Here is a 22,975-nt window from a genome sequence, read left to right as displayed (position 1 = left end):
TAGTTGCTAGATAATTTTTACAGCAAAATTTACACAACGACACTTTTTATTATCTAATTAGGTTTTGTAACATACGTAATACAAAAATGTCAATAGTAAACTGATGTTTCATTTAATCTGAATTTAGTAAATTGCGGCTTCATCTTTGTCGCTTAATTTTACTAATTTACGTTCTACTTATGGTGACAGCAAGATGAAAACGTCAAAATAGAAGACACAGACTTGGGAAAAGGTTTTATATAGATGGAATATATCACTTTAGCCACTAGCCCCTAGCCCCTAGTCCCTAGCCCCTTAACAGGAGATTATTATCAGTGGTATTACAAGTAAAAACCAGCACCTACGAACCTAAAACTCAAGAAATTGCTAAACAATTACTCACAGCAACTCAAGAAAATCGCTCTTTTTTGGCTTCCCTCCGCGATCAAATGCGCTGGGATGATAAATTACTAGCTTGGGCAATGAGTAATCCAAGTTTGCGGGTGCAGTTATTTCGCTTTATAGATACACTGCCAGCGTTACATAGTAAACCGGAAGTTGCTGCACATTTACAAGAATATTTAGGAGATGAATCTGTAGAATTACCAGCCGCCCTCAAGGGAATGCTTAACTTTGCTAACCCTGAGTCTATGCCGGGGCAGGTTGCGGCTACAACTGTCGGCACAGCAGTAGAAACCCTAGCCCACAAATATATTTCTGGGGAAAATATTAAACAAGTCATTAAGACAGTTGAACGGCTGCGAAAAGAAAAAATGGCTTTCACCATTGATTTATTAGGTGAGGCTGTCATTACTGAAGCAGAAGCGCAGTCTTATCTAGAACGTTATCTAGAATTGATGCAACAATTAGTAGCAGCGTCAAAAAGTTGGTCAACAATTCCTGCCATTGATGAGGCTGATGGTGAATCTATCCCCAAAGTCCAAGTTTCTGTGAAGTTAACGGCATTTTATTCGCAATTTGACCCATTAGATGCGAAAGGTAGTGAAGAGCGAGTTAGCGATCGCATTCGTATTTTATTACGTCGTGCTAAAGAGTTAGGCGCAGCTGTGCATTTTGATATGGAACAGTATGCGTATAAAGATTTAACTTTAAATATTCTCAAAAAATTGTTGCTGGAAGCAGAGTTTCGGCAACGGACAGATATTGGCATGACAATCCAAGCTTATCTGCGTGATAGTGAGGAAGATGCCCAAGATTTAATTAATTGGTTAAAACAGCGCGGTTATCCTTTGACAATTCGTTTGGTAAAAGGGGCATATTGGGATCAAGAAACTATCAAGGCAGAACAAAAGCATTGGCCACAGCCTGTCTACAATGATAAGGCGGCAACGGATGCTAATTTTGAAACCATAACTCAGTTATTGCTAGAAAATCATCAATATGTCTACGCTGCCATTGGTAGTCATAATGTGCGATCGCAAGCTAGGGCTATAGCTTTAGCTGAAAGTTTAAATGTACCTCGGCGGCGGTTTGAAATGCAAGTCCTCTATGGGATGGGTGATAAGTTAGCTAAGGCTTTGGTTGATAAGGGTTACAGGGTTAGGGTTTATTGTCCTTATGGGGAGTTGTTGCCGGGAATGGCTTATCTAATTCGGCGTTTGTTGGAAAATACGGCTAATAGTTCTTTTTTACGGCAAAATTTGGAGAATCGACCAATTGAGGAACTTTTAGCAGCGCCGGGGGTGGATTTATCTCACGCAAAGGCGCAAAGGCGCAAAGAAGAAAAGACAAGTTTTCCGGGTGTGGCAGATAGTGATTATGCAAAAGAGGAAGAAAGAAGGATGTCTGCTGAAGCTTTTGAAGTTGTTCGTCAGCAGTTGGGAAGAAGTTATCTACCGTTGATTAATGGTGAGTATGTTAGTACTTCGGAGGTGATTGATTCTCTGAATCCTTCTAATTTTAGTGAGGTGATTGGGAAGGTTGGGCTGATTAGTGTGGAACAGGCAGAACAGGCGATGCAAGCGGCGAAGGCGGCGTTTCCTGGTTGGAGGAAAACACCAGCGAAGCAACGTGCTGATATTTTGCGTAAGGCTGCTGATTTGATGGAACAACGCCGCGCTGAACTTGCTGCTTGGATTGTTTTGGAGGTTGGTAAGCCAGTTAAGGAGGCAGATGCAGAGGTTTCTGAGGCGATAGATTTCTGTCTTTATTATGCTGATGAGATGGAACGTCTAGATCAAGGTGTGATTTATGACGTGGCTGGAGAGACGAATCGTTATATTTACCAACCGCGAGGAATTGCTGTGGTGATTTCTCCTTGGAATTTCCCCTTAGCAATCGCTTGCGGAATGACTGTTGCAGCTTTGGTTACGGGGAATTGTACTTTGCTCAAACCTGCGGAAACATCTTCTGTAATTACTGCCAAATTCACAGAAATTTTGGTTGAGGCTGGTATACCCCAAGGTGTCTTTCAATACGTGCCAGGGAAAGGTTCACAAGTCGGCGCTTATTTGGTAAATCATGTTGATACTCATGTAATTGCTTTTACTGGTTCTCAGGAAGTTGGCTGTCGAATTTATGCAGAGGCGGCAACTCTCAAGCCTGGACAAAAGCACATGAAGCGTGTAATTGCGGAAATGGGAGGAAAGAATGCCATCATCATTGATGAAAGTGCTGATTTAGACCAAGGTGTTGTCGGGGTGGTGCAATCAGCATTTGGTTATAGTGGCCAAAAATGTTCTGCTGCCTCCAGGGTGATTGTGGTGCAACCAATTTATGATGCTTTTGTGCAACGGTTGGTAGAAGCAACAAAATCTTTAAATATTGGGGAGACGGAGTTACCAAGTACGCAAGTTGGGCCTGTAATTGATGCTCATGCCCGCGATCGCATCTGCGAGTATATTGAAAAGGGTAAGGCAGAAGCACAAGTAGCACTAGAATTACCAGCACCAGAACAAGGTTATTTTGTTGGGCCTGTGATCTTTAGTGAAGTACCACCAGATGGTATAATTGCCCAGCAAGAAATTTTTGGCCCTGTACTGGCAGTAATTCGGGTGAAAGATTTTGCCGAAGCTTTAGCAGTCGCTAACGGTACTAATTATGCTTTAACTGGGGGACTTTATTCAAGAACGCCTTCCCACATCCAACAGGCGCAAACAGATTTTGAAGTCGGCAATTTATACATTAATCGCAATATTACAGGCGCGATCGTTGCTCGGCAACCCTTTGGCGGATTTAAACTTTCTGGTGTTGGTTCTAAGGCAGGTGGGCCTGATTATCTGCTGCAATTCCTCGAACCGCGCACGGTTACAGAAAATATTCAGCGCCAAGGTTTTGCACCAATTGAAGGCGCAGATTAAATTTATAGGTGGGCATTGCCCACCTTATTTTATAATTGAACTACAGAAAGATTTGGATGAATAATTTAATTATAAAAATAGCTAAATTACCTGAAGACTTTCCAGCGATCGCAGCAATTAGAAAATCAGTTTTTCAAGAAGAACAAAAAGTAGACCCTGCTTTAGAATTTGATGGCAAAGATGAGATATCTAACCATTTGATTGCTTATTTAGATCAACAAGCTGTGGGTACTGCTAGAATTAGATATTTGGATGATAATACTGCCAAGATAGAAAGGCTAGCTGTTTTATCTGTAGCTAGAAGACAAGGTATAGGTAAGAAAATGACGGAATTAGCACTTGAAATTATCGCAAATCAAAATATTCCTGAAGTTGTAGTTCATGCCCAAGTATATATTAAAAATTTATACAAACAGTTGGATTTTATAGAAACAGGAGAAACGTTTACAGAAGCTGATATTTTGCATATAAAAATGAGAAAAAAACTTAATATTTATAAGTGATAATTTATAATCTTTTGATCATTAAAATACTTATTTTGAAAAAATTTTGTAATTGTATCATGTCCGCGTAATTAGTCACAATTCCCGCATCTGTGCATCAAGCATGAAACCTTCTTTCCCCCTGCTCCCTGCGGTCTTAATGACAAGTCTTTAATCGGACACAATATTTATTTTAAGTACCGCTTCAGTAGGGTTTCTAATTGTCCTATGCGAATTGGTTTGGCAAGATAATCGTTAACTTCACTTTTTAAACCGCTAACTTTTTCTAACGGAGGTTCGTTAACACTCATCATTATTACTAGTAAATTTTGCAAATCAGATTCTTGTCTGATACTTTTCAATAAATCCCAACTATTGATATCTCCTTCTAATTGCTCATCCAATAAAATTAAATCTGGTTTTAGGGTTCGCATTTCTTGGAGAAAACTATTACTATTGTTTGTCCAATCTACTTGGTAGCCAATTATTTGTAGATAATCTTGCAAAAATACGGCAGTGTTTTCCTCTGGCTCTATAAGTAAAATACGTTTTTTGGTATGAGAAGCAGGAGACAATGTGTTTACTTCTTCATCTGAGCGATTTGGCAAAAATATAGTAAACTGACTGCCTTCTCCCAAAGTGGAAACAACTGTCACATCTCCCCCGTGCAGTCGTGCTAGTTTACGAGTTAATGCTAAGCCCAAACCAGTGCCTTCATACTGACGATTTAAGCGACTATCTAATTGTTTAAAAGGTTCAAAGAGAAATTGAAACTGATTAGCATTAATACCAATACCAGTATCGGAGACTGTGAAATTCACACCTCCAGAGACTTTTTTGACTTCTAAACAAACCCTTCCCTCTGGGGTAAATTTAATGGCATTGGTAAGCAAATTAAGTAACATTTGCTTCATGCGCCGTGCATCAGCAATGCATATATCCGCTTCTGGATCAATTATACTTGTAAGTTCTAATCCTTGTTCTTGGGCGCGATCGCTTACTGTCGATAAGGCGTAATTACATAATTCTGGCACTGATAAAGGTAATAAAGACAGTTCTTCTTTACCTGCTTCCACCTTAGATAAATCCAAAATATCGTTAATCACCGCCAGCAGATGCTCACCACTGTCATATATACAACTTATATATTCTTTTTGCTTCTCGTTGAGAGAGCCAACCATTTCTTGTTGTAACAATTGAGATAAGCCCATAATTGCGTTCAGGGGTGTTCGCAGTTCGTGGCTCATCGTTGCTAAAAATTCACTTTTCGCTCGACTACCAGCTTCTGCTGCTGCTTGAGAGGCGAGTAGTTTTGACTCTGTTTGCTTACGTTCAGTAATATCCTCGATAGTCGCTAAGAAAAACTCTGGTTCACCATTCCAACCGGGAATCATCGAAACAGATAAATGAGTCCAAACTAACCTGCCGTCTTGATGCAGGAGTTGTCTTTCCATTTCAATGTGATGTTTGGCTACAGATTGTTCGTTGTTGGAGTGAGTTCCGGAAATTAGTTGTTTATAAAGTTCTAAATCTCCTCTTCGGTGTGAAATATAATCTATGAAGCGTTTACCGCATAGTTCCTCGCGCTGATAACCCAAAATCTGAGACAGCGCTGGGTTGACATCTACTATTTGTGCTTTCATATCAGAAAGCCCGATGCCCATAGAAGAACGCTCAAAAATTGCTCGAAATTGGGCTTCACTCTTTCGTAGTGCTTCTTGTGCAGCATTGCGATCGCTCGCTTCAATTGCTAAAGTCACAAAATCTGCGATCGATCCAGCAAAGTTTTCTTCTTCTAAAGTCCATTGACGAATCTTGCCAAAGTGTTCATGGCATACTACTCCTATCAAACGACCACCTAACCAAATTGGTGCTTCTAGCAAAGAAGCAATACCAAATACCGAAAGATAAGATGCAGATAACTCTTGGGTTCTTTGATCGTTAATGGCATCATGTATGGCAATACTGCGTTCTACTTCTAAAGCCTGAAAATATGCAGGATAATTCGCTTTCAAAAAAGACCTACCACAGGTATGCTCTCTTGTAATTACATCGTATAAATCAACACATTCAATCGCAGAACAATCTTCGTTGTATAACCATACGCCAACTCGCTTGACTGAGAGTGTCCGAGCCGCAGCTTCAGTGATTTCTTTTAATGTCGTATCTAAGTTACCTTGTTGAAATGTCTTACTCCTTGCCAATTGCACTAATGTTTGACTTTGTTTGCGCTGTTCGTTTTCTTTAATTTGCAAAGCTTCTTGGGCTTGCTGACTTTCTGTAATATCTTTAACCACCATTACCTGCATTGTTTGCCCCTGGGAAGAAATTACTTTACCTTGCAGCTCTACAGGAAAAGTAGAACCGTCTTTTCTAACTACAATTACTTCACTGGGGTTTTCACAACCGGAAGGTATATTTTCTTTCATCAAATCTTGTGATTCGAGGGTGAAAAGTTCAAAGCTGTTTGGGGAAATTAGTTCTGTAACTTCATAGTTAGTCATGTTGTCCAGGGTATGGTTATCATCTACAGTAATTCCACCCTCATGTGGTGTCATATAATACTTGAAAAATAGCCACTGGATAAAAATCGCAGTTGTTGCTAATAATATTTGACGGCAAAAATATTTTGTTGTTCATTTACACGTAGCTTATCTCTGTATAAAATTATTGATTTTATGTTTCTAATCAGTAAATATTCTTGTATCTCCATTCTTAACCCTTCTAAAGCGCAAACTTCATCTTTCGCTTCAGTTGCTAGATCAAGAGCGATCGCTTGCTTTTGACTCATGGTTAACGGTCTACGTAAACGATAAACATTTGTTAAATCTTTATTATATTTCAACAAAAAACGTAATATAACAAAATCTGTAAATTGAGTTCGCAAAATCTACGTACCTTTTAAATTCCTGAACCTAAATCATTTGACCCTAAGCGTAGTCGAAGAGTCAAAACCATAGATTAAGAGACAGAGTTATTTATGCTTACATTAGTTAACACTGAAGATACCAAGTTTGCATCACTCCTAAAGAATAAATTTGGAGCTAATGCTTTAAATTTTGTATGATGATGACAAAACAGTAGAACGTTAATTATTTTACATGTTGTGCTTATCGCCTACACAACAGCTTTATCAAAAGAGTTACGGCATTCGACTAAATGCAATACATGCAACTTCAAAAAATTAGTCAGGTAAAGAGGAAAAATTTAATTGAATCCTAACTCCTGAGTCAAATAAGGAAGTATTTTCGGCAATCAAAAAATACACGCAACTCTCAGCAGAACTTAAAAAGTATAAAATTTGTGATAATTTAGTTCTAATTACTTAAGTAATTACGTAGTACTCACAATTAAAAACAGCTATATTGCAAATCCTGACTATTTAAAAATCTGTGCATTCCTCTAGAGAAAGATACCCTAAGGGTTGAAGTTTGTAAAAATTAGTGTAACAGCTGTTGCAGAGGTAGAATAATGACAAATAGTAGTGTGAGAATCGTCTCTTTAATTCCCAGCGGAACAGAGATTTTAGCTACGCTGGGGTTAACTGATGCAATTGTTGGGCGATCGCACGAATGTGATTATCCTCCAGAAATCCAGAATCGCCCTATTTGTACCCAAGCCCGGTTGGATAGCAACGTTCCCAGCAACGAAATTCACGGTGAAGTAAATAATTTATTACAATCTGCTCTTAGTATTTATCAAATCAAAACAGATGTCTTAGAGCAATTACAGCCTACCCACATTATCACTCAAGACCAGTGTGACGTTTGTGCTGTCAGCCTTGAAGAAGTCGAAAAAGCAGTTGCTAGCCTCACCCACAGTTCACCCCAGATTATTTCTTTACACCCCAATGTTCTTGAGGATGTTTGGGCTGATATTGAACGAGTAGGTAATACTTTTAGCGTAGACTCAGTAAAGGTAATCGAAAACTTAGAAGCTCGCGTCAAAATTTGTCAGACAAAAATCCAAGGACTTTCTCTCAACGAATTTCCCAAAGTTGCCTGTATTGAATGGATTGATCCTTTAATGACAGGTGCGAATTGGATTCCCGAATTAGTCAATTTAGCAGGAGGACAGTCACTTTTTAGCGTAGTAGGCCAACCTTCTCCTAAGTTGGAATGGGAGACATTAATAGTCAGTAATCCAGATGTGATTGTTTTTATGCCTTGCGGTTTTGATTTAAATCGCACTCGTCAAGAAGCCCAGTTATTAGCTCAACGTCCAGAGTGGGAAAAACTCCATGCTGTTCAATGTGGTAGAGTTTACATTACAGATGGTAATGCCTACTTCAACCGTCCAGGGCCACGACTAGCAGATTCTTTAGAAATTTTGGCAGATATTTTGCATCCAGAGATTTTTGATTATGGCTACAAAGGAACTGGCTGGGAACCTTTTTGACACTTTCCGTGGCCGAAGCCATAGAGCATTCTTTGATCTAAAACATAATTTGCTCAAACAGGTTTTCACAATATGAGCGTATTTTTTTGACTACATCATTAGTATGGTGCGATCGCACACCTCATAAAACGTGAGTTCGATGAACCTCTCCCACCGTGGGAGAGAGGTTTAAAAAGGGGTTCTTTATAAACGTCGAACTCACGTTCATTTAGGACATCGTATTCTGATTCAAAGGGAACACATAAATGTCATAACAATTGTGGCTATCGCTATAGAGCTATGTTAAACCACCATTATCAAACACTAGAAAATCAGTATTAGAAAGAGCAACACGATTTGAGAACGAAGCAATCTGTACCGCCGCATTACCACCATTGCCATCACTATCAAACCAAAGAGAACCTTGAGTTTGATTGTAAATAAAGCGTTGAGTATTATTAGTAGCAATGCTACCAAGAACAAACAAACCAGAATCGAGAACACCTGATGATTGAGTTAGCCCAAAGTCGCTAGCCGAGAGTAAAACAGTATCATCGCCCACCTTGAAATCAACTAGAGTATCAAAGCCACCAGTACGAGTATCAGCAAGGTCAAACATATCTCTACCCAAACCACCGACAAGGGTATCACTACCAATACCGCCGATGAGTACATCATCACCATTATTGCCAGCGAGGTAGTCATTACCATCAAGACCAGACAAAACATTATTAGCGGCATTACCTTGTAGGCGGTTATTAACGCTATTGCCTGAAGCATCAATAACTTGAGTGCCAATCAAAGTTAGGTTCTCGAAGTTATCAGCCAACGTCCAAGTTACAGAAGACAAAACTGTATCTGTGCCAGCATCTACAGCTTCAATCAGCTGGTCATTGAGGCTATCTACTTCATAAAGATCATTACCATTACCACCATTGAGGATGTCATCACCACTACCGCCATCGAGTCGGTCGTTGCCATCGCCACCAATAAGTGTGTCGTTACCGCCTTTGCCTAAAAGCCAATCATTACCACCGCCACCATTCAAGGTATTGACAGCATCGTTACCAAAGATTTGGTTATTGAGTTCATTGCCAGTACCATTAATTGCGGCATTACCTCTGAGGGTGAGGTTTTCAAGATTATTTCCTAGTGTCCAAGATATCTCCGCGTTGACCTGATCTATGCCTTGATTGGCATTTTCATTAATTGTGTCATCTGCATCAACAGTGTAGATATCATCGCCTAAACCACCATTGAGGGTATCACTACCAGCGCCACCATTGAGGTTGTCGCCACCGTCGCCACCATTGATGATGTCATCGCCGGCTTCGCCATACAAAAAGTCATTACCATCGTCACCATTGATAATGTCATTGCCTACGCCGCCAAATACATAGTCGTTACCTGCGCCAGCATTTAGGGTGTCGTTACCTGCTATACCGAAAATGCGATCATTGCCATCTCCACTGTTGATGCTATCGTCACTTGGTGTACCAAACAAGACATCTGCACCTGATGTGCCTTGAATGCTGTTTGAGGTGGCTGCAATGCTGTAGATAGAAAGCAGGTAATCGCCGATGGATGTAGAGGCTGCATTCACACGGGCGTAGTAAGTACCATCAGTGAGGATGCGATAGACCAGCCCTTCACTGGGATAGTTGGGATTGCTGACTGTGAGGCTGCCTATGCCTAAAGTGGTATTAGAAGAACCACCGCCACCATTAACATTAACTAAAATAGTATTGGTGCTATCCAGCAGGGCTAACCTACCGTCAAAGGGTGTGTTGTTGCGGAGGGGGTCAGCATCCAAACTCAGAAATACTAAATCGCCAGCGCGAGCAGTAAAGGCGTAAAAGTCTAAGTCAGCCGTTGAGGAGAGCGCCCCGGAAAAATAGTTATTACTGGCAGTGTTGGCGGTGATTAGGGTGTCGTTACCCTCAGTTTCAACGGTGGCATTAGCAATACCGGGTTGCACCACTGCGTAGAGACGATAGGGTTCAGCCACAGTGGAGTTCTGGTAACGTGTCACCTGCAAGTAACTGGGAACACCTGTTAAAGAGGTGCCGGCAATACTAGGGTTGAAACCTGATTGCCCAAACAGAACATCTCCATCTAAATCATCATACTCCAAAGTGTCAGTTGCTGTGGTGACACGCAGATCAAAATCAGAAGTGTTACCAGCCAACCCGTCAATAAATGCAAACACCCGCGACCCAGATGCTGGAGTACCTAATACCAATTCACTAAAAGTATGATACAGATAAATTAGGAATAAATATGAACGGGTAAAAATGGTTGGAGTCACCAAAGTCGAAATAAAAGAATCAGTCCAACAGTTGCATGAACTGCTCGTCAAACAGAAAACAGCATCAAGCCGTGAACGAGTTCAAGCTTTGTATTTACTGAAAATGGGGCAAGTAAGAACGGTACAGGATGCAGCTTTTGTCGTAGGCAGAGAAAGAGTGACAGTGCAAAGATGGTTAAAAACATATACAGAGTCGGGAATAAACGGTCTATTGTCAACAAAAAAAAGTCCAGGGCGACCGCCAATTATTGATGGTTCGACCAAAGAACAACTTTTAAAAGAACTTGAACAGCCATTTGGATTTAAAAGCTATGAAGAAATCCGAACATGGTTGAAAGCGGTTCAAGGTGTGAGAGCGTCGTATAAAGTAGTACATGATACAGTACGCTATCGAATGAAAGCGAAGTTAAAAGTACCAAGAGCAGTAGGGATAAAACACAATGAAGAAGCAGAATTAGAATTTAAAAAAAACTGCCACAATACCTAGAAGTTATAAAAAAACACGTCATAGAGCCAAAAGATAAACATAAAGAAATTAGATACTGGTGTGGTGATGAAAGCCGTGTAGGATTAAAAACAGAATTAGGAAGACTGATCACGCTTTGTGGCATTAAACCTATTGGCATCATGCAATGGAAACGAGAAAATTTCTATTTATATGGTTTAGTAGAGCCGTTAACTGGTGAGTATTATATTTGGGAATTCTCTCATCTCAACACAGCTTGCTTCAATATCTTTTTAGAACAGTTTGCAGCTACGTATCCGGAAGATATACACATACTTCAATTAGACAATGGTGCTTTTCATTTAAGCCAGACTCTTAAAATTCCAGAAAATATTATTTTATTATTTCAACCTCCACATACTCCCCAAGTCAATCCCATTGAACGTTTATGGGAAGAAGTAAAAAGGAATTTAAGTTGGGAATGCTTTGCTAATTTGGACGAGTTAAGAACAGTTATTTGGCAACGTCTTGAGGAATTAAACACATCAATTGTTGCGAATATTACAGGTTGGGGTTTTATTCTGGATGCTTTATTTGTATCAGGCTTTTCGTGAAATGGTATAAGCTGTAATAGTCAAAGTCTCCAATTTGGTTAATTGAGCCTTCGATACCAAAAAACAAGGGGTTGGCAGTAGCAGGTGTATCGTTGGACTCTGTTTCCGTTACCGTTGGGTTAACTTCTACTGTAAAGCCAGAGGTGCTAGTGCCAGAGGCGATATCCGCTACTAAGTAGATGGTTTGATTGGCGCTTAAGGAGAGATTATAGACCTCTTCCGCTCTTGGCTGGCTATTGCTACTGTTACGATTAGCTCCTGCCAAGACGTTAGCAGAGTTAATATTGATGGGTGTGCTGGGAGTCGTTGCTGGTATGCTATTCAGGGCATACAGCACAATATCAGGTGCAGAAGTCGAGGCTTTGACGCGTAAGGAATAAGTGCCTGCACTGGGAGCAGTGAACTTGTAAACTACATCTGCACCTGTGGCTGTGGTTGCTGTTTGTCCAATGCCAGTAAAAGTATTGTTTACAGCAAACTGATAGTCGTTGACAGCACCTGACCAAGTGCCTGTCAAAGGGGTATTGAGAGTGAGATTTATGGCATTTTCCCAAATATCTGACATCAATTTTTGTCCTTACGTAAAGGTGGAAATGAATCTGGAATGAATGGTGTAGTAATTTCAAGTAGATGAAAACCCTGTTTTCTGTCAGCCAAAATCAACACATCCCCAAGTGAAAAAGACAAGTTGAGGTGAGTCTTATGGTGTGTCATAGATACGACACATTTGGGCATACAGCTAACTGTGTATCCCTACAAAAAACGTGCATTCCACGCCATTGAGAATGTACATAAATTCCCGATTAGCTTTTTACTCAGGCAAAAGCTAGCGTTCGTCAAAAACTCCCGCCTCAGTGCATAATTAAATTTCTCTATGCCGGAGTTGAACAGCTAGAGGCTATACGTTATAGATAGAACTACGTATAATATATTGCGTAGATTCCTATTTTCTAACTTATGAAGTTATCAGCGTCAAGATAAAAAATATACAAATAAACAAAATCTTTTTCTTTGGTAAAATCTTGTTTTCACGGCATAGCTAGCCGATTAAAGTCAATTACAAATTACGTAAGTACAAGCTTTGCCGTAAGCTATGACAATTTATAAATTAGGAGAAATTACTTAAATTAACAGAATTTGCGATCCTTCGTTAAGGCTTTTAAATGCTGATTAATGAGAAACTCTGCCAAAATTAATCTGCTTTTTAGCCTTTGAAGGCACTAAATATATTTGGGGAGCAGCGATCGCGATATATGGCAATGTTTAGTTATGAAGCGATCGCAATCTAAATAGGGAGGAGAGAAATCATTATTGTTCGTTTCCCCCATTCCCAATTTTGCTTAAGGAGTATTAGGAATCATTCTACCGCAAGGATAAGTAGCTGCTTGTTGGGATGCACTATCGGCTACAGCCGCAGGAACTTGATCTAATGGTTGGGTTTTGGCTGCTAAATAATCTTTTTGTAATTTGTCAAACATTGTTTCTCGTCGATCATACAATCGCTTCAAAGTCCGGGGCTGGCACTGTTTGATCACGTATGCTGTCACCAATGGTAAAGCGATCGTGCTATCGGTATAGCAAACAATTGTGCTGGGTAACTCTTCCGGGTCAATTTTACCCCAGCTAACGGCTTCTGAGGGAGTTGCCCCTGACAAACCGCCTGTATCTGGACGAGCATCGGTAAACTGGATAAAGTAATCATGTCCGCGTTCTTCTAGTCCTAAAACCTCGTGAATTTGCGGTTGGGTTTGTAATAAAAAGTTCTTCGGGCTACCACCGCCGATGATTACAGCGGCGCTTTTACCTGCTGATTCTCGCGCCGAATATGCGATCGCAGCTGTCTCATTTACGTCAATTGCAGGATCTAAAATTAACTGGGAACCTTCTAAGGCCAAAGCTGCCACGTTCATGCCAATGGAACTATCTCCAGGAGAAGAAGTATAAATGGGTACACCATATTCGTAAGCTGTAGCCAGCAAACAAGAATGCTTTACTCCCAATTGCTTTTCTACTTCCCGGACATACTTACCAAGTAAATAATGAAATTCGGCGGTTCCCATGCGCTTTTGAAACGGTTCTGCTTGCAAAATCTTACGGATGAAAGCATCAGTTTCTAGCAGCACATCATAGCCAAAGATAATGTCATAAATGCGGATAGTGCCTTGTTGACGCAGTTTCACATCATCCAAAAACGGATTACCAGCAAACAATTCAAAACCCAAGCCATAATGCATATCATGATAAAGATTAGCGCCAGTGCTAATCATCCAATCAATAAAACCATTACGAATTAAGGGTGCAAGCGCAGAAACCCCAAAGCCGGCTGGTGTCATCGCACCGGAAAGACTAACTCCCACGGTAACGTCTGCTGTGAGTACATCACGACTTAATAGTTGGCAGATTTCTCGTAACCGCGCCGAATTATAAGCAGTGAAGTAATTATCAATCAAATCCACCACCCCGATATCAGTTGACATCGGTATGGGTGCAATTTTTTGACCCAGCTGTTTTGACATTTTTAGACTCCCGAATAGTAAACACGCCCGAATACAATGTTATAGCAGGGAACTGGGTGAGCGAAAAAAGGTGTGGGGAGTGTGGGGAGTGTGGAGGATAATTTTTTGGATACTTAGCTAGAAATCCCACACAAAATTTCGTTCACCCGCAGGGAACAGCTAGACTTGGTATCAGGGTTTCATAATTAACTTCAGCTGAAAAAACAAGGGAGTGGTCAAACTCCCTTAATACAGATTAAAAATTGATTAGTGAACCTCTAATAAGTTAATCACTTGTTCCAGGGCTAATTTAGCTTTATAAATGGCTAACAACTTCTCTTGGTCGTACCTATCTGGATAATTCATACGCCTACCTTCCAAAGATATTCTAATCAGTGCTATTTGTTCGTCAGTAGGGGTGTTCATCTCGTCTAAGGCTATATTCATAGCCTGTAAACTACCGAATGATGGTAATCTCAACCCTTTATTATCTTCTAACTGCTTGAGAGCTAATACCGAAAATGCCATCAGGGTAGTAATGTACGAATCCTTGTAACCTGAGTTTCCAGTAGGGCGTAATCCATAGCGATTACATAAAATTCTTAACTGTTGGATTGTCAACAGTTCCAGTTCGGTTCTCGTGAACATAAAATAGAGTTACCTCTTGATAAAAGTGGTATCGGTAGGTAACAAGTTTCTCAGGCTGTATTACCTACCGATTTAAACTCTATCCCGATGTTAACATCGATTTCAACTTATATTTATTTTTCTAAATAAATGTCGGAACGCAAAGGTAGACCAGAAAATTTCAATAATCCGCCTAGCAAAGATTTAACTGAACAATTAAATTTTCGTGTCACTAAGGAAATGAAAGAATCTGTTAAATCACAAGATGACCCGCCTGAATTTTGTAGAGAAGCTATCCAGAAAGCACTAGATGAGAAAAAAAGCAAAGACAAGTAAATTCTAAGAATAAAGTAGGCGATCGCTAGTTTTTATTATAATAAATATTAAGTTATTATAATGATGCTAAATTAAAAGTATCGTATATAAATAAATTATATAATTCTATGACTAATGAAATTACTGAAAAGCTCAATCAAGCTACCAATGGTTTACTAATGATGAGTGAATCAGAGTATCCATTTGCAGTTTTTTTGCGGTCTAATCAAGCTCAAGAACCTTTGACAAATCAAAAACTTCTCCAGTTAACAGGACATCCTCCAGAAACATCAATTGAAACAGTAGAACTAAATTATTTTTTTCGTAATCATGCTCAAGAAAAGGAATGGTATGATGAAACACAAAAACAAAATGTACCCAAATTTCAATCGCTCGTCAAAACATTAAAAAATAACCTGACTGATATTCAGGTTTATCGCATTGGTATCACAAATATCGATGTCTATATTGTTGGTAAAACTCCATCTGGAGATTTAGCTGGAATTTCAACAAAAGTTGTAGAAACATAATTAATCAATCATCAGCCTGTCTATATACAGCAAATTGCAGATATATAAGGTACAAACTTTAAGAACAAAGCCATATAGAAAGTTTCAATCCTGTTCCCTGTTCCCTGCTGATATGGACAGGCTTTAGTTTGCATTAACAAGTCTTACAAAGTATCAACTCTAGCTTCAATTGTACTTTGAACAGATGTAGAAACATTAGAGAGCAAATTGTAACCAGTGTTCGCTTCAATAGAATCAACACTAACTCTGTAGTTTTTCCAATTCGCATTTCTGATACCTTGTGTATTAGGTATATTGACTGCAATTACTCTTGTGTTAGTAGTGACGCTACTAGCACTGGAATTTGATGAATTTAATACTACAATAACTTTCCATGTTCTTGTCGGAACAGTAACTTTACCACCAGCAATTGTAGTTTTGAAACCATTTGAACCTGTACCACCAGTACCATAAGAACCTGAAATAATATAAAGTTCTTTGTTTTGATTATTCACCAAATCTCGACAATAACTTTCTAGACTTGCCCATACTCCCTGATTATTATCAGGTGCTTGGGGTATCATGTTTGTCATTAAAAAAGTAGCAGAATTATTGGTCACTGTGTTTGTTCTATCTGCTGAAGGAGCTGTATGTCCCCTATCAAATCCGCTACCAGTATAATCGGAAGAAGTGACTCGATAACAGCCTGAAGGTAATGTAGTGTCTGGACGAAAATCATCTTGGCGAGGTGCGCTTCCTAGCCATGATCTGTTTAATTGCCAACTAACCCAATTAGGTGTTCCTCTATAGCAATTGTAAGACACTGCATACTGAGATTTGCTCAATAACCGATTGCTGTAACTACTCCCGGCATTACTGGGATTTCCCATTCTTAAATGAACACTTGAAGTTTGGGCAGTTGTTTGTAGATAATTAAACAGAGTGAAAAATATTGCTGTACCAGCAGCAATAGGTAGAACCCTGAAAATTTTAGACTTTTTCATTTGTTAAAAAACTGCAATTGTTTGTGCAAAGTTTTAGAAGTTCAGTAAAACTTAGCGATTGCAATATATCTTTGGTTGTATAACAGAAGGTAAATAAGACGTAAATACAACATTAAAGTTTAGTAATCATTTAAGTGGTTATCTTAATTTAAATAAATTACAAAATAATCTGAAAAACTTATATAGGACTCCTATTTGATTTTTGAACACGATTCAGTACATATCTATCCCTCGTTAACTGTTCCCTGTTTCCTGTTTCCTGTTTCCTACATACACAAATAAATTCACCGAATCAAACCGGATTACTATATATTATTTAGTTTCATAGTTAAAGTGGTAGCACAGAGTGTCAGCGTCTAGGTGCGCCTTACACATATCGTCAAAATCTCAATAACAGCAATTCAGAAATCAAAGCCAAATTCGTTATTGATAAGATAGTAGAATGTCACTTTAAATCTTTTGGAAATATGATATTAAATACAATAGAAAGAGTGCGCTTAATCTACGCGTAGCATTTACTAGATAGCAGTTACAATTTTTAATTAAAGCAAAGCAACTTGACTTTTGCTTCCAAATAGCAAAAATTATATCAAGCTAAAGATTCTATTTTTGTATCGTATGTTGTTGCATATTTATTGAATAAATATATTAATTAAATTAATTAAATATCAATTTTTGAGTCTCAACTGACTAGACACGTTTGATAACACTATCTCAGTCAAGTTAGGTAATTTTATTAATTGCAGCAGTATTTTCAGGCAAGTTTGATGAAAAGCGATACACCAGAAGAGTTAAACTCAGATAAAGAAATTGAGCGCTTAATTGACGAAGTAATGTCCTCAAATTTACCTGAGTTAACTGATGAACAGTACCGCCAGAAAATGCAGCGCCGTAAAGAAGTGCAAGAACGGCGCATAGCACAAGCTGTGCCAGAAAAAGGGTTAATTATTGTTAATACTGGCAACGGTAAAGGTAAAACTACTGCGGCTTTAGGTATGGTGTTACGATCGCTTGGTCATGGCTATAGAGTGGCGATCGTCCAATTTATCAAAGGAGGCTGGGAACCTGCGGAGAAAGCCGTTTTCAGTCATTGGGAAAACCAGTTAGAGTTTCACGCTATGGGTGAAGGTTTTACCTGGGAAACTCAAGACCGCGATCGCGATCTCGATAAAGCCAGCGCCGCTTGGGAAAAATCTTTAGAATACATCTTCAACCCAGATTTTCATGTAGTGCTACTGGATGAAATTAATATTGCTTTCAAGCTGGGTTATTTACAAATAGATGAAGTTTTAGATGGGTTAGCAAAAAAACCGCCTCATAAACACGTTATTCTTACAGGTAGAGGCGCACCAGCGGCTTTAATTGAGCGAGCTGACTTAGTAACCGAAATGACGCTAATTAAGCATCCTTTCCGCGATCAAGGCGTTAAGGCGCAACCAGGAATTGAGTATTAATGTTAGTTGTCAGTTTTTACTGAATACTAGCTTTTAATCAACAATGAAGTTTAAAAACAATTCATTGTTGATTAAAATCTGGAATTTTTCATTATTTAACTAGTTTTGTGTAGAGACCTGTAGAAGATTGATTACACATCTGCAACATGCGGCGATCGTTAACACTAATCGACTTTAATTGATGATAGTCTTGCAGTGCTACCGAATAAGCATAAGTAATAGGCTCATCTCCATTAATCCTAGGTATACCGTTGGATGTAGCTACTTGAGTCAAACTATCTTCATCTGGCGAACTGTTAACTGTCATTGCTAGCTCTCCTGAGCGATCAAGCGTGCCTTGAAAGCAACTAAACTCAGAGTTAGGCATATACAAAGCACCTATTACTTTGTCTTGCTGCTTCTGAAATAAAACATACCCTTGTCCCAACTGATTTGGTTTTGGCGATTGACCATAGAGATAAATTCCATCTTTTTTAGGGAAATTCGCTCTTGGCATCATTTCTGTTTCTTTTGCAGCTTTTCGAGTCTCGATAGTCTGCACTGTTGTTGTAGATGATATTTTGTCATTTTTCTCTGACAAAGTTACAGAGGATGGTAACTCAGAATATTGTTGAGAATAGACTTGACTTCTCTGGTCTCGAATTTCTCTCAGCTTTGACAATACAGAAGGCTGATAGCTACTTTGATAATTCGTATCAGTTGATAGTGAAAAATCTTCAGATAACGCTATTGATGTGGGTTCTAACTCTGGATCTACTTGATTACTCAGAACTGGTTTTGTTTGCTCACCTACAGCACCAAGGGCGATAAGTAAGCTAAGGAAGGGAATTTGTAACCGACGCGGGGGAAAGAATTTAGCAATGTTGTTAAGCACCCGATTTCTCCTGTTAAAAAACTAACTATTTCCTCTGCGACTCACTTAAACCATAAACAACTATCTATGATCAAGGCTCCATCAAAGGTTTGATATATTGTTTAAAATAAAAAACTAGCGTAAAAGGAAGCTTTTGTTTAATTTTTGACGATAGTCATACCCTATCATTAATTCATACATTCTTTCTTCACCCCATAGATTCACCCGATTGGGTGATGTAAATCCAAAGTTAAACATTTTCATAAATTGTTGGATATCGTGCTTTTGACATTTTATAGAATTTAAAATTCACATTTTTAGGATTATTTAGAGAGCTACAACAGAGCGTATTTCATTCCGAATTAGTTTTGATTATTTTTCTCTTTGCGTCTTGGTGCGGGCAGTCCGTTCAAGTCGGTAAACCCTTTCGGCAGTCGCTCATGGAGGAAACCCCCAAGACCGCGCTGCCTCACCACACGGCTGCCCTCGTCTCTGTAGTTCAAGATTTTTCACCACTAAGGCACAAAGACACAAAGCGAAGCAACCGTAAGGGTTTTGAGTCTCTTGACTTTGAATTTGAGCCACGATAAACGTACCATTTAATTAATGCGTCAAAAATACCCCGTGTGCCAGTTCTAATACCGTTTCACTTTAAAGTTGATACATTTGGGCAAGCAGAGGAGGAAAAGGGTCATTGTTGAATAATTCTTCTCTTCCCCTGCTTCTCTTCTCCCCCTGCTCCACGGCAGTTGCTCCTGGGGAGAACCCCCAAGACCGCACTGCCTCCCCTGCTTGCCTCAACAGATCAGTTTGTTAACCGAACAGTATTGAGGCGGAATGTAGGACATAGGCAAAAAAAATCGCCCCCTGTACTCAGGAGGCGCGTCACCTAACTAAAAGCTATCTGTTTTTAGCTAGCAACATACTCTTTGACGTTAGCGCGACGGCGACGCAGATGAGCAAGAGCTTGGTGTTCTAGCTGGCGGACGCGCTCACGGCTGAGATTCAGTCGCTCACCTACTTTTGCCAGTGACATCTCGTTACCGTCTTCTAAACCAAAGCGCAAGGCGACGACTTCTCGTTGTTGGGGAGTTAGTTCTGCCAACAGAGTGTTTAAGTCTTGGCGCAAGAACTCTTGAGTAGTGTAATACTCTGGTGATGGACTGTCATCTTCCAGCATTTCTTGCAGTTCAGTGTCTTGGTTATCGCCAACTTTCACATCCAAAGACACTGGTTGACGTGCCATGTTGAGATACTCACGAATCTGAGCTGGTTCTAACTCTAATTCTTTGGCAATTTCCACAGGAGAAGGCGATCGCCCCAAGGTTTGAGCTAGTTCTCGCTGCACTTTTTTGATTTTATTCAGTTTTTCGGTAATGTGAATTGGTAAGCGAATAGTCCGACCTTGCTGAGCGATCGCTCGTGTGATTGCTTGGCGAATCCACCAGTAAGCGTAGGTCGAGAACTTATAACCCCTCATAGGATCAAATTTCTCTACACCCCTTTCTAATCCTAAAGTTCCTTCTTGGATCAGATCCAGAAACTCCATATTCCGCTTTTGATATTTTTTGGCGATCGCCACTACCAAGCGGAGATTCGCTTCAATCATTTTTTGCTTGGCTCGTTTACCTTGAGCAACTGTCTGTTTTACCTCAGTTTCTGATTGCTGAACAAGTTCAGACCACTCAACTAAAGTTGGTTCACGATCCAGTTTTTTCGCTAATTCGTCTTTAGCATCCACAAGCTTCATCATTTGTTGTACTTGCTTGCCAAAAACAATTTCTTGCTCACGAGTTAGCAATGGCACACGACCAATTTCCCGCAGATAGGTTCGCACCATATCGGCTGTAAATTTGGTGTTCAAGTTTTCGCTTTGGGTGTTGACAGTAGGCATTGCTGCGTTTATCCTCTACTCCGTAAACACAATGAATATTTAATAACTAAGTGAATGAAAAAGGTAGTACATCTATCACGGAACTCAGGCGCTACCAAAAGCGATTTGTTTGTACGTCCGTTTTAAGAAGCTGCGTCCCTGAGATAGGTTCCCCTACCCTCTCTAAATTTTTTAATCTTTTAAAAGCACGCTGGTTTATTTTTGAGAGTTATTTACTTTACCTATCCTTACTCGTTAGTAGTAACGATAAAATCCGAAGTCGATATGAGTTCTACTTTTCTTATAGTAAGACAAATTAGGCAAATAGTAAAGCAGCCTGTAGAAGGCTCTAAATTATAATGCAAAATTGTCTACTTGCCAAATTTTATTTTCAAGTCCCTTAATAAATCCAACTATTTCTATAGTGACGGCAAAACCTCTTCTACAGTTGCTTTCAACTAGCGAGATAACCGAACTTTGTTGAGTGTGACAATGGGGGGATGTTACGAAATGCTAAAAACCGAGGTCGGCTTTAGCTAGTTCAGCGGCGGCAAACACTTCTTCATCTGGCTTTTCTTCCCAAGCTGGGTCGCCAATTTCTGCATAAAAGGTTGAATCGTAAGGACGGGTACGCACCACTACGGGCATTGGAACGGCATGACCTAAAATTAAGGCTTGTTGTTTAGAGTCTAATTTTGCTAACACCGATCGCAGTCCACCAGCACCTGATACACCAGTAAAAATTGCATCAATGTCTTTCTCATCATTGAGCAAAGCAGTGATTCTAGTCCCGATTTGGGACATAACTTCATTATCTATCCCCGATGGACGTTGATCAACTACCATGAGAGTGACAAAATACTTCCGCAGTTCGCGGGCGATCGTCCCAAAGATAGTACTTTGGACAACTCCTGGATCAAGAAAGCGATGGGCTTCTTCTATTGTAATCATTAATGGAGTTGGGCGATCGCAGGGATTTTTGCTTTGTAAGAATTTATCTGCTTTTTTGACATAATGCTCATGAATCCGTCTGGTGATCATATTAGTCACCAACATATAAGAGAGCATATTTGACTGAGAACCAAATTCTACAACTACATTTTTCCCAGCTTCTAAAGATTGCAAAATTTTATTAATGTAATTTTGAGGACAAACGGCTCGCATATACTTTAAACTATCCATCCGTAGAAGTTTGCGCTGTAAAGACATAATTGAACCTTTATGTCCTCGCTTCTCGTCGCAAAACATCTCAATTTCTTCGTTAGTCATGTTCAGCAGTTGAACAATCCAAGATTTGCCAAACTCGTTATATAGGATGTTGGCGTTATCTAAAGCTGCGTCCGACAATCCTAAATCTCGACTGCATAATTTAATATCTTCAACTTCAACTTGCTCATAACTAAGATAAAGTTCTTGAGCATCCCGCACACCCCGGCGCTTTGTCGATTCGGGATCTAAGGTATAGACTTCGACTTTCCCTGGAAACAGTTGCTTGAGTCCTTTAACTGTATTGACGTTCTTCCCTTCTGCGACTGCTTCCCAGCCATACTCGGAGTGCATGTCAAAAATTAAGTTGACTGCTGCATTTTTGCGAATTACACCAGCTAATAGCAAGCGTGTCAAAAAAGATTTACCTGTACCAGATTTACCAAAAACGCCATTGCTACGTTCCACAAAACGGTTTAAATCGATACATACTGGGACATCCATATCTAGCGGTTTACCGATGGAAAAGTTGCGCCTTTGAGGATCATCTTCCCAACCAAAGACTCGGCGAAAATCGTCAACATTGGCTTCGTAAACTTGGCTAAAATGGCTGGGAATAGTTTTGACTGGTAATAATTCCATCGTGGTGCTGGTTTGGGGCTGAAATGATGCCAAACCTGTAGTTGATGGTAAAAAGGGATTAGTCGATTTGCCGTTTGTGGACGAGAAAGATTCATCAGATTCGGGAGTGAACATCAACATCGGTGAGAGGTTAATAGTTCCATAAGTACCGCTTCCGGCTAAAACATCTCGTAAAAAAGTATCTTCCCAACTGGGGGGATTAGCAATAATGCGGGCGTTAGCAGTTCCTAACGCCACATCTGTCAGCATACAGAAAAAACGCGATCGCATCCCCTGCACAACTAAAAACTTACCCACCCGCATATCTTCAACGGAAATATCGGGGTGCAATCGTACTTCTAATCCCCCAGTCAAAGAACCTTCGATTACCGAACCTAATGGTTGTGCAGCATTCATTTAGTTAGTCAATAGTCATAAGTCAATAGTCATAAGTTAATAGCCATTAGTCAATAGTGAAATTTTCCCTGAAGGG

Annotated in this window: 18 protein-coding genes; 8 read left to right on the top strand and 10 right to left on the bottom strand. The window is 39.7% G+C overall.

Annotated features, from left to right (window positions below):
• Positions 1-314 precede the first annotated feature (314 nt).
• Together pruA and QI031_RS17875 are read left to right on the top strand one after the other, a co-directional pair.
• Complete coding sequence (pruA, locus tag QI031_RS17880; RefSeq protein ID WP_281481003.1) at positions 315-3,299, top strand: L-glutamate gamma-semialdehyde dehydrogenase; 2,985 nt, start codon at positions 315-317, stop codon at positions 3,297-3,299.
• A gap of 56 nt (positions 3,300-3,355) precedes the next feature.
• A complete protein-coding gene (locus QI031_RS17875) occupies positions 3,356-3,802 on the top strand; it encodes a GNAT family N-acetyltransferase (RefSeq protein ID WP_281481002.1) in 447 nt (148 codons plus the stop codon).
• 167 nt (positions 3,803-3,969) lie between these two features.
• Here QI031_RS17875 and QI031_RS17870 read toward each other — a convergent pair whose 3' ends face one another.
• Both QI031_RS17870 and QI031_RS17865 read right to left on the bottom strand, forming a co-directional pair.
• A complete protein-coding gene (locus QI031_RS17870; protein ID WP_281481001.1) occupies positions 3,970-6,339 on the bottom strand; it encodes a PAS domain S-box protein in 2,370 nt (789 codons plus the stop codon).
• A gap of 44 nt (positions 6,340-6,383) precedes the next feature.
• Positions 6,384-6,572, bottom strand: coding sequence for a hypothetical protein (locus QI031_RS17865; protein ID WP_281481000.1), 189 nt, complete (start codon positions 6,570-6,572; stop codon positions 6,384-6,386).
• A 680-nt stretch (positions 6,573-7,252) separates the two neighbouring features.
• On the opposite strand from QI031_RS17865, the gene QI031_RS17860 reads away from it, so the two are divergent.
• Positions 7,253-8,179, top strand: coding sequence for a cobalamin-binding protein (locus QI031_RS17860; RefSeq protein WP_281480999.1), 927 nt, complete (start codon positions 7,253-7,255; stop codon positions 8,177-8,179).
• Positions 8,180-8,456: 277 nt separating this feature from the next.
• On the opposite strand, the gene QI031_RS17855 is transcribed toward QI031_RS17860, so the two are convergent.
• On the bottom strand, positions 8,457-10,466 hold the full coding sequence (locus QI031_RS17855) for a calcium-binding protein (RefSeq protein WP_281480998.1): 2,010 nt from the start codon (positions 10,464-10,466) through the stop codon (positions 8,457-8,459).
• Between QI031_RS17855 and QI031_RS17850 the strand changes: the two genes are divergently transcribed.
• Positions 10,453-10,953, top strand: coding sequence for a helix-turn-helix domain-containing protein (locus QI031_RS17850; protein ID WP_281480997.1), 501 nt, complete (start codon positions 10,453-10,455; stop codon positions 10,951-10,953). The genes QI031_RS17855 and QI031_RS17850 overlap by 14 nt on opposite strands.
• Positions 10,938-11,525 carry an IS630 family transposase gene (locus QI031_RS17845; RefSeq protein WP_343217867.1) on the top strand — a complete coding sequence of 196 codons (588 nt, stop codon included), beginning with the start codon at positions 10,938-10,940 and terminating at the stop codon, positions 11,523-11,525. The genes QI031_RS17850 and QI031_RS17845 overlap by 16 nt, the downstream gene beginning before the upstream one ends.
• On the opposite strand, the gene QI031_RS17840 is transcribed toward QI031_RS17845, so the two are convergent.
• The 3 genes from QI031_RS17840 to QI031_RS17830 form a co-directional block, all read right to left on the bottom strand.
• Positions 11,488-12,090 (bottom strand): hypothetical protein, encoded by a 603-nt coding sequence (locus tag QI031_RS17840; RefSeq protein WP_281480996.1) that lies wholly within the window; start codon positions 12,088-12,090, stop codon positions 11,488-11,490. The two genes, QI031_RS17845 and QI031_RS17840, sit on opposite strands and share 38 nt — an antisense overlap.
• A gap of 775 nt (positions 12,091-12,865) precedes the next feature.
• Entirely contained in the window at positions 12,866-14,041 is a 1,176-nt protein-coding gene (locus tag QI031_RS17835) for a homospermidine biosynthesis protein (RefSeq protein WP_281480995.1), read from the bottom strand.
• Positions 14,042-14,287: 246 nt separating this feature from the next.
• Positions 14,288-14,668 (bottom strand): hypothetical protein, encoded by a 381-nt coding sequence (locus QI031_RS17830; protein ID WP_281480994.1) that lies wholly within the window; start codon positions 14,666-14,668, stop codon positions 14,288-14,290.
• A gap of 129 nt (positions 14,669-14,797) precedes the next feature.
• Between QI031_RS17830 and QI031_RS17825 the strand changes: the two genes are divergently transcribed.
• Together QI031_RS17825 and QI031_RS17820 are read left to right on the top strand one after the other, a co-directional pair.
• On the top strand, positions 14,798-14,983 hold the full coding sequence (locus QI031_RS17825) for a hypothetical protein (protein WP_281480993.1): 186 nt from the start codon (positions 14,798-14,800) through the stop codon (positions 14,981-14,983).
• Positions 14,984-15,090: 107 nt separating this feature from the next.
• Complete coding sequence (locus QI031_RS17820) at positions 15,091-15,492, top strand: nuclease A inhibitor family protein (protein ID WP_281480992.1); 402 nt, start codon at positions 15,091-15,093, stop codon at positions 15,490-15,492.
• A gap of 143 nt (positions 15,493-15,635) precedes the next feature.
• Here QI031_RS17820 and QI031_RS17815 read toward each other — a convergent pair whose 3' ends face one another.
• Positions 15,636-16,475, bottom strand: a complete 840-nt coding sequence (locus tag QI031_RS17815; RefSeq protein WP_281480991.1) for a DNA/RNA non-specific endonuclease — start codon at positions 16,473-16,475, stop codon at positions 15,636-15,638.
• Between the two features lie 767 nt (positions 16,476-17,242).
• Between QI031_RS17815 and cobO the strand changes: the two genes are divergently transcribed.
• Positions 17,243-17,929, top strand: coding sequence for a cob(I)yrinic acid a,c-diamide adenosyltransferase (gene cobO / locus QI031_RS17810; RefSeq protein ID WP_281480990.1), 687 nt, complete (start codon positions 17,243-17,245; stop codon positions 17,927-17,929).
• 91 nt (positions 17,930-18,020) lie between these two features.
• Here the strand turns inward: cobO and QI031_RS17805 are convergent, their stop codons facing one another.
• The 3 genes from QI031_RS17805 to QI031_RS17795 form a co-directional block, all read right to left on the bottom strand.
• Positions 18,021-18,803 (bottom strand): hypothetical protein, encoded by a 783-nt coding sequence (locus tag QI031_RS17805; RefSeq protein ID WP_281480989.1) that lies wholly within the window; start codon positions 18,801-18,803, stop codon positions 18,021-18,023.
• A gap of 889 nt (positions 18,804-19,692) precedes the next feature.
• The gene (locus tag QI031_RS17800; protein WP_281480988.1) at positions 19,693-20,676 is read right to left on the bottom strand and encodes an RNA polymerase sigma factor, RpoD/SigA family; all 984 of its coding nucleotides are present in this window, start codon (positions 20,674-20,676) and stop codon (positions 19,693-19,695) included.
• A gap of 492 nt (positions 20,677-21,168) precedes the next feature.
• Positions 21,169-22,899, bottom strand: coding sequence for a helicase HerA domain-containing protein (locus QI031_RS17795; protein ID WP_281480987.1), 1,731 nt, complete (start codon positions 22,897-22,899; stop codon positions 21,169-21,171).
• Between the last annotated feature and the right edge of the window lie 76 nt (positions 22,900-22,975).

Origin of the sequence: Halotia branconii CENA392 (assembly GCF_029953635.1) — a bacterium.
Lineage (GTDB): Bacteria > Cyanobacteriota > Cyanobacteriia > Cyanobacteriales > Nostocaceae > Halotia > Halotia branconii.
This window is presented reverse-complemented; position numbering and strand designations above follow the sequence as displayed.

Bases quoted from the DNA above. Each gene is read 5' to 3' on its own strand.
- QI031_RS17795 (WP_281480987.1), bottom strand. From the start codon at position 22,899: ATGAATGCTGCACAACCATTAGGTTCGGTAATCGAAGGTTCTTTGACT.
- QI031_RS17850 (WP_281480997.1), top strand. From the start codon at position 10,453: ATGGTTGGAGTCACCAAAGTCGAAATAAAAGAATCAGTCCAACAGTTG.
- QI031_RS17860 (WP_281480999.1), top strand. From the start codon at position 7,253: ATGACAAATAGTAGTGTGAGAATCGTCTCTTTAATTCCCAGCGGAACA.
- QI031_RS17865 (WP_281481000.1), bottom strand. From the start codon at position 6,572: ATGAGTCAAAAGCAAGCGATCGCTCTTGATCTAGCAACTGAAGCGAAA.
- QI031_RS17825 (WP_281480993.1), top strand. From the start codon at position 14,798: ATGTCGGAACGCAAAGGTAGACCAGAAAATTTCAATAATCCGCCTAGC.
- QI031_RS17800 (WP_281480988.1), bottom strand. From the start codon at position 20,676: ATGCCTACTGTCAACACCCAAAGCGAAAACTTGAACACCAAATTTACA.
- QI031_RS17870 (WP_281481001.1), bottom strand. From the start codon at position 6,339: ATGACACCACATGAGGGTGGAATTACTGTAGATGATAACCATACCCTG.
- cobO (WP_281480990.1), top strand. From the start codon at position 17,243: ATGAAAAGCGATACACCAGAAGAGTTAAACTCAGATAAAGAAATTGAG.
- QI031_RS17815 (WP_281480991.1), bottom strand. From the start codon at position 16,475: ATGAAAAAGTCTAAAATTTTCAGGGTTCTACCTATTGCTGCTGGTACA.
- QI031_RS17820 (WP_281480992.1), top strand. From the start codon at position 15,091: ATGACTAATGAAATTACTGAAAAGCTCAATCAAGCTACCAATGGTTTA.
- QI031_RS17830 (WP_281480994.1), bottom strand. From the start codon at position 14,668: ATGTTCACGAGAACCGAACTGGAACTGTTGACAATCCAACAGTTAAGA.
- QI031_RS17835 (WP_281480995.1), bottom strand. From the start codon at position 14,041: ATGTCAAAACAGCTGGGTCAAAAAATTGCACCCATACCGATGTCAACT.
- QI031_RS17840 (WP_281480996.1), bottom strand. From the start codon at position 12,090: ATGTCAGATATTTGGGAAAATGCCATAAATCTCACTCTCAATACCCCT.
- QI031_RS17875 (WP_281481002.1), top strand. From the start codon at position 3,356: ATGAATAATTTAATTATAAAAATAGCTAAATTACCTGAAGACTTTCCA.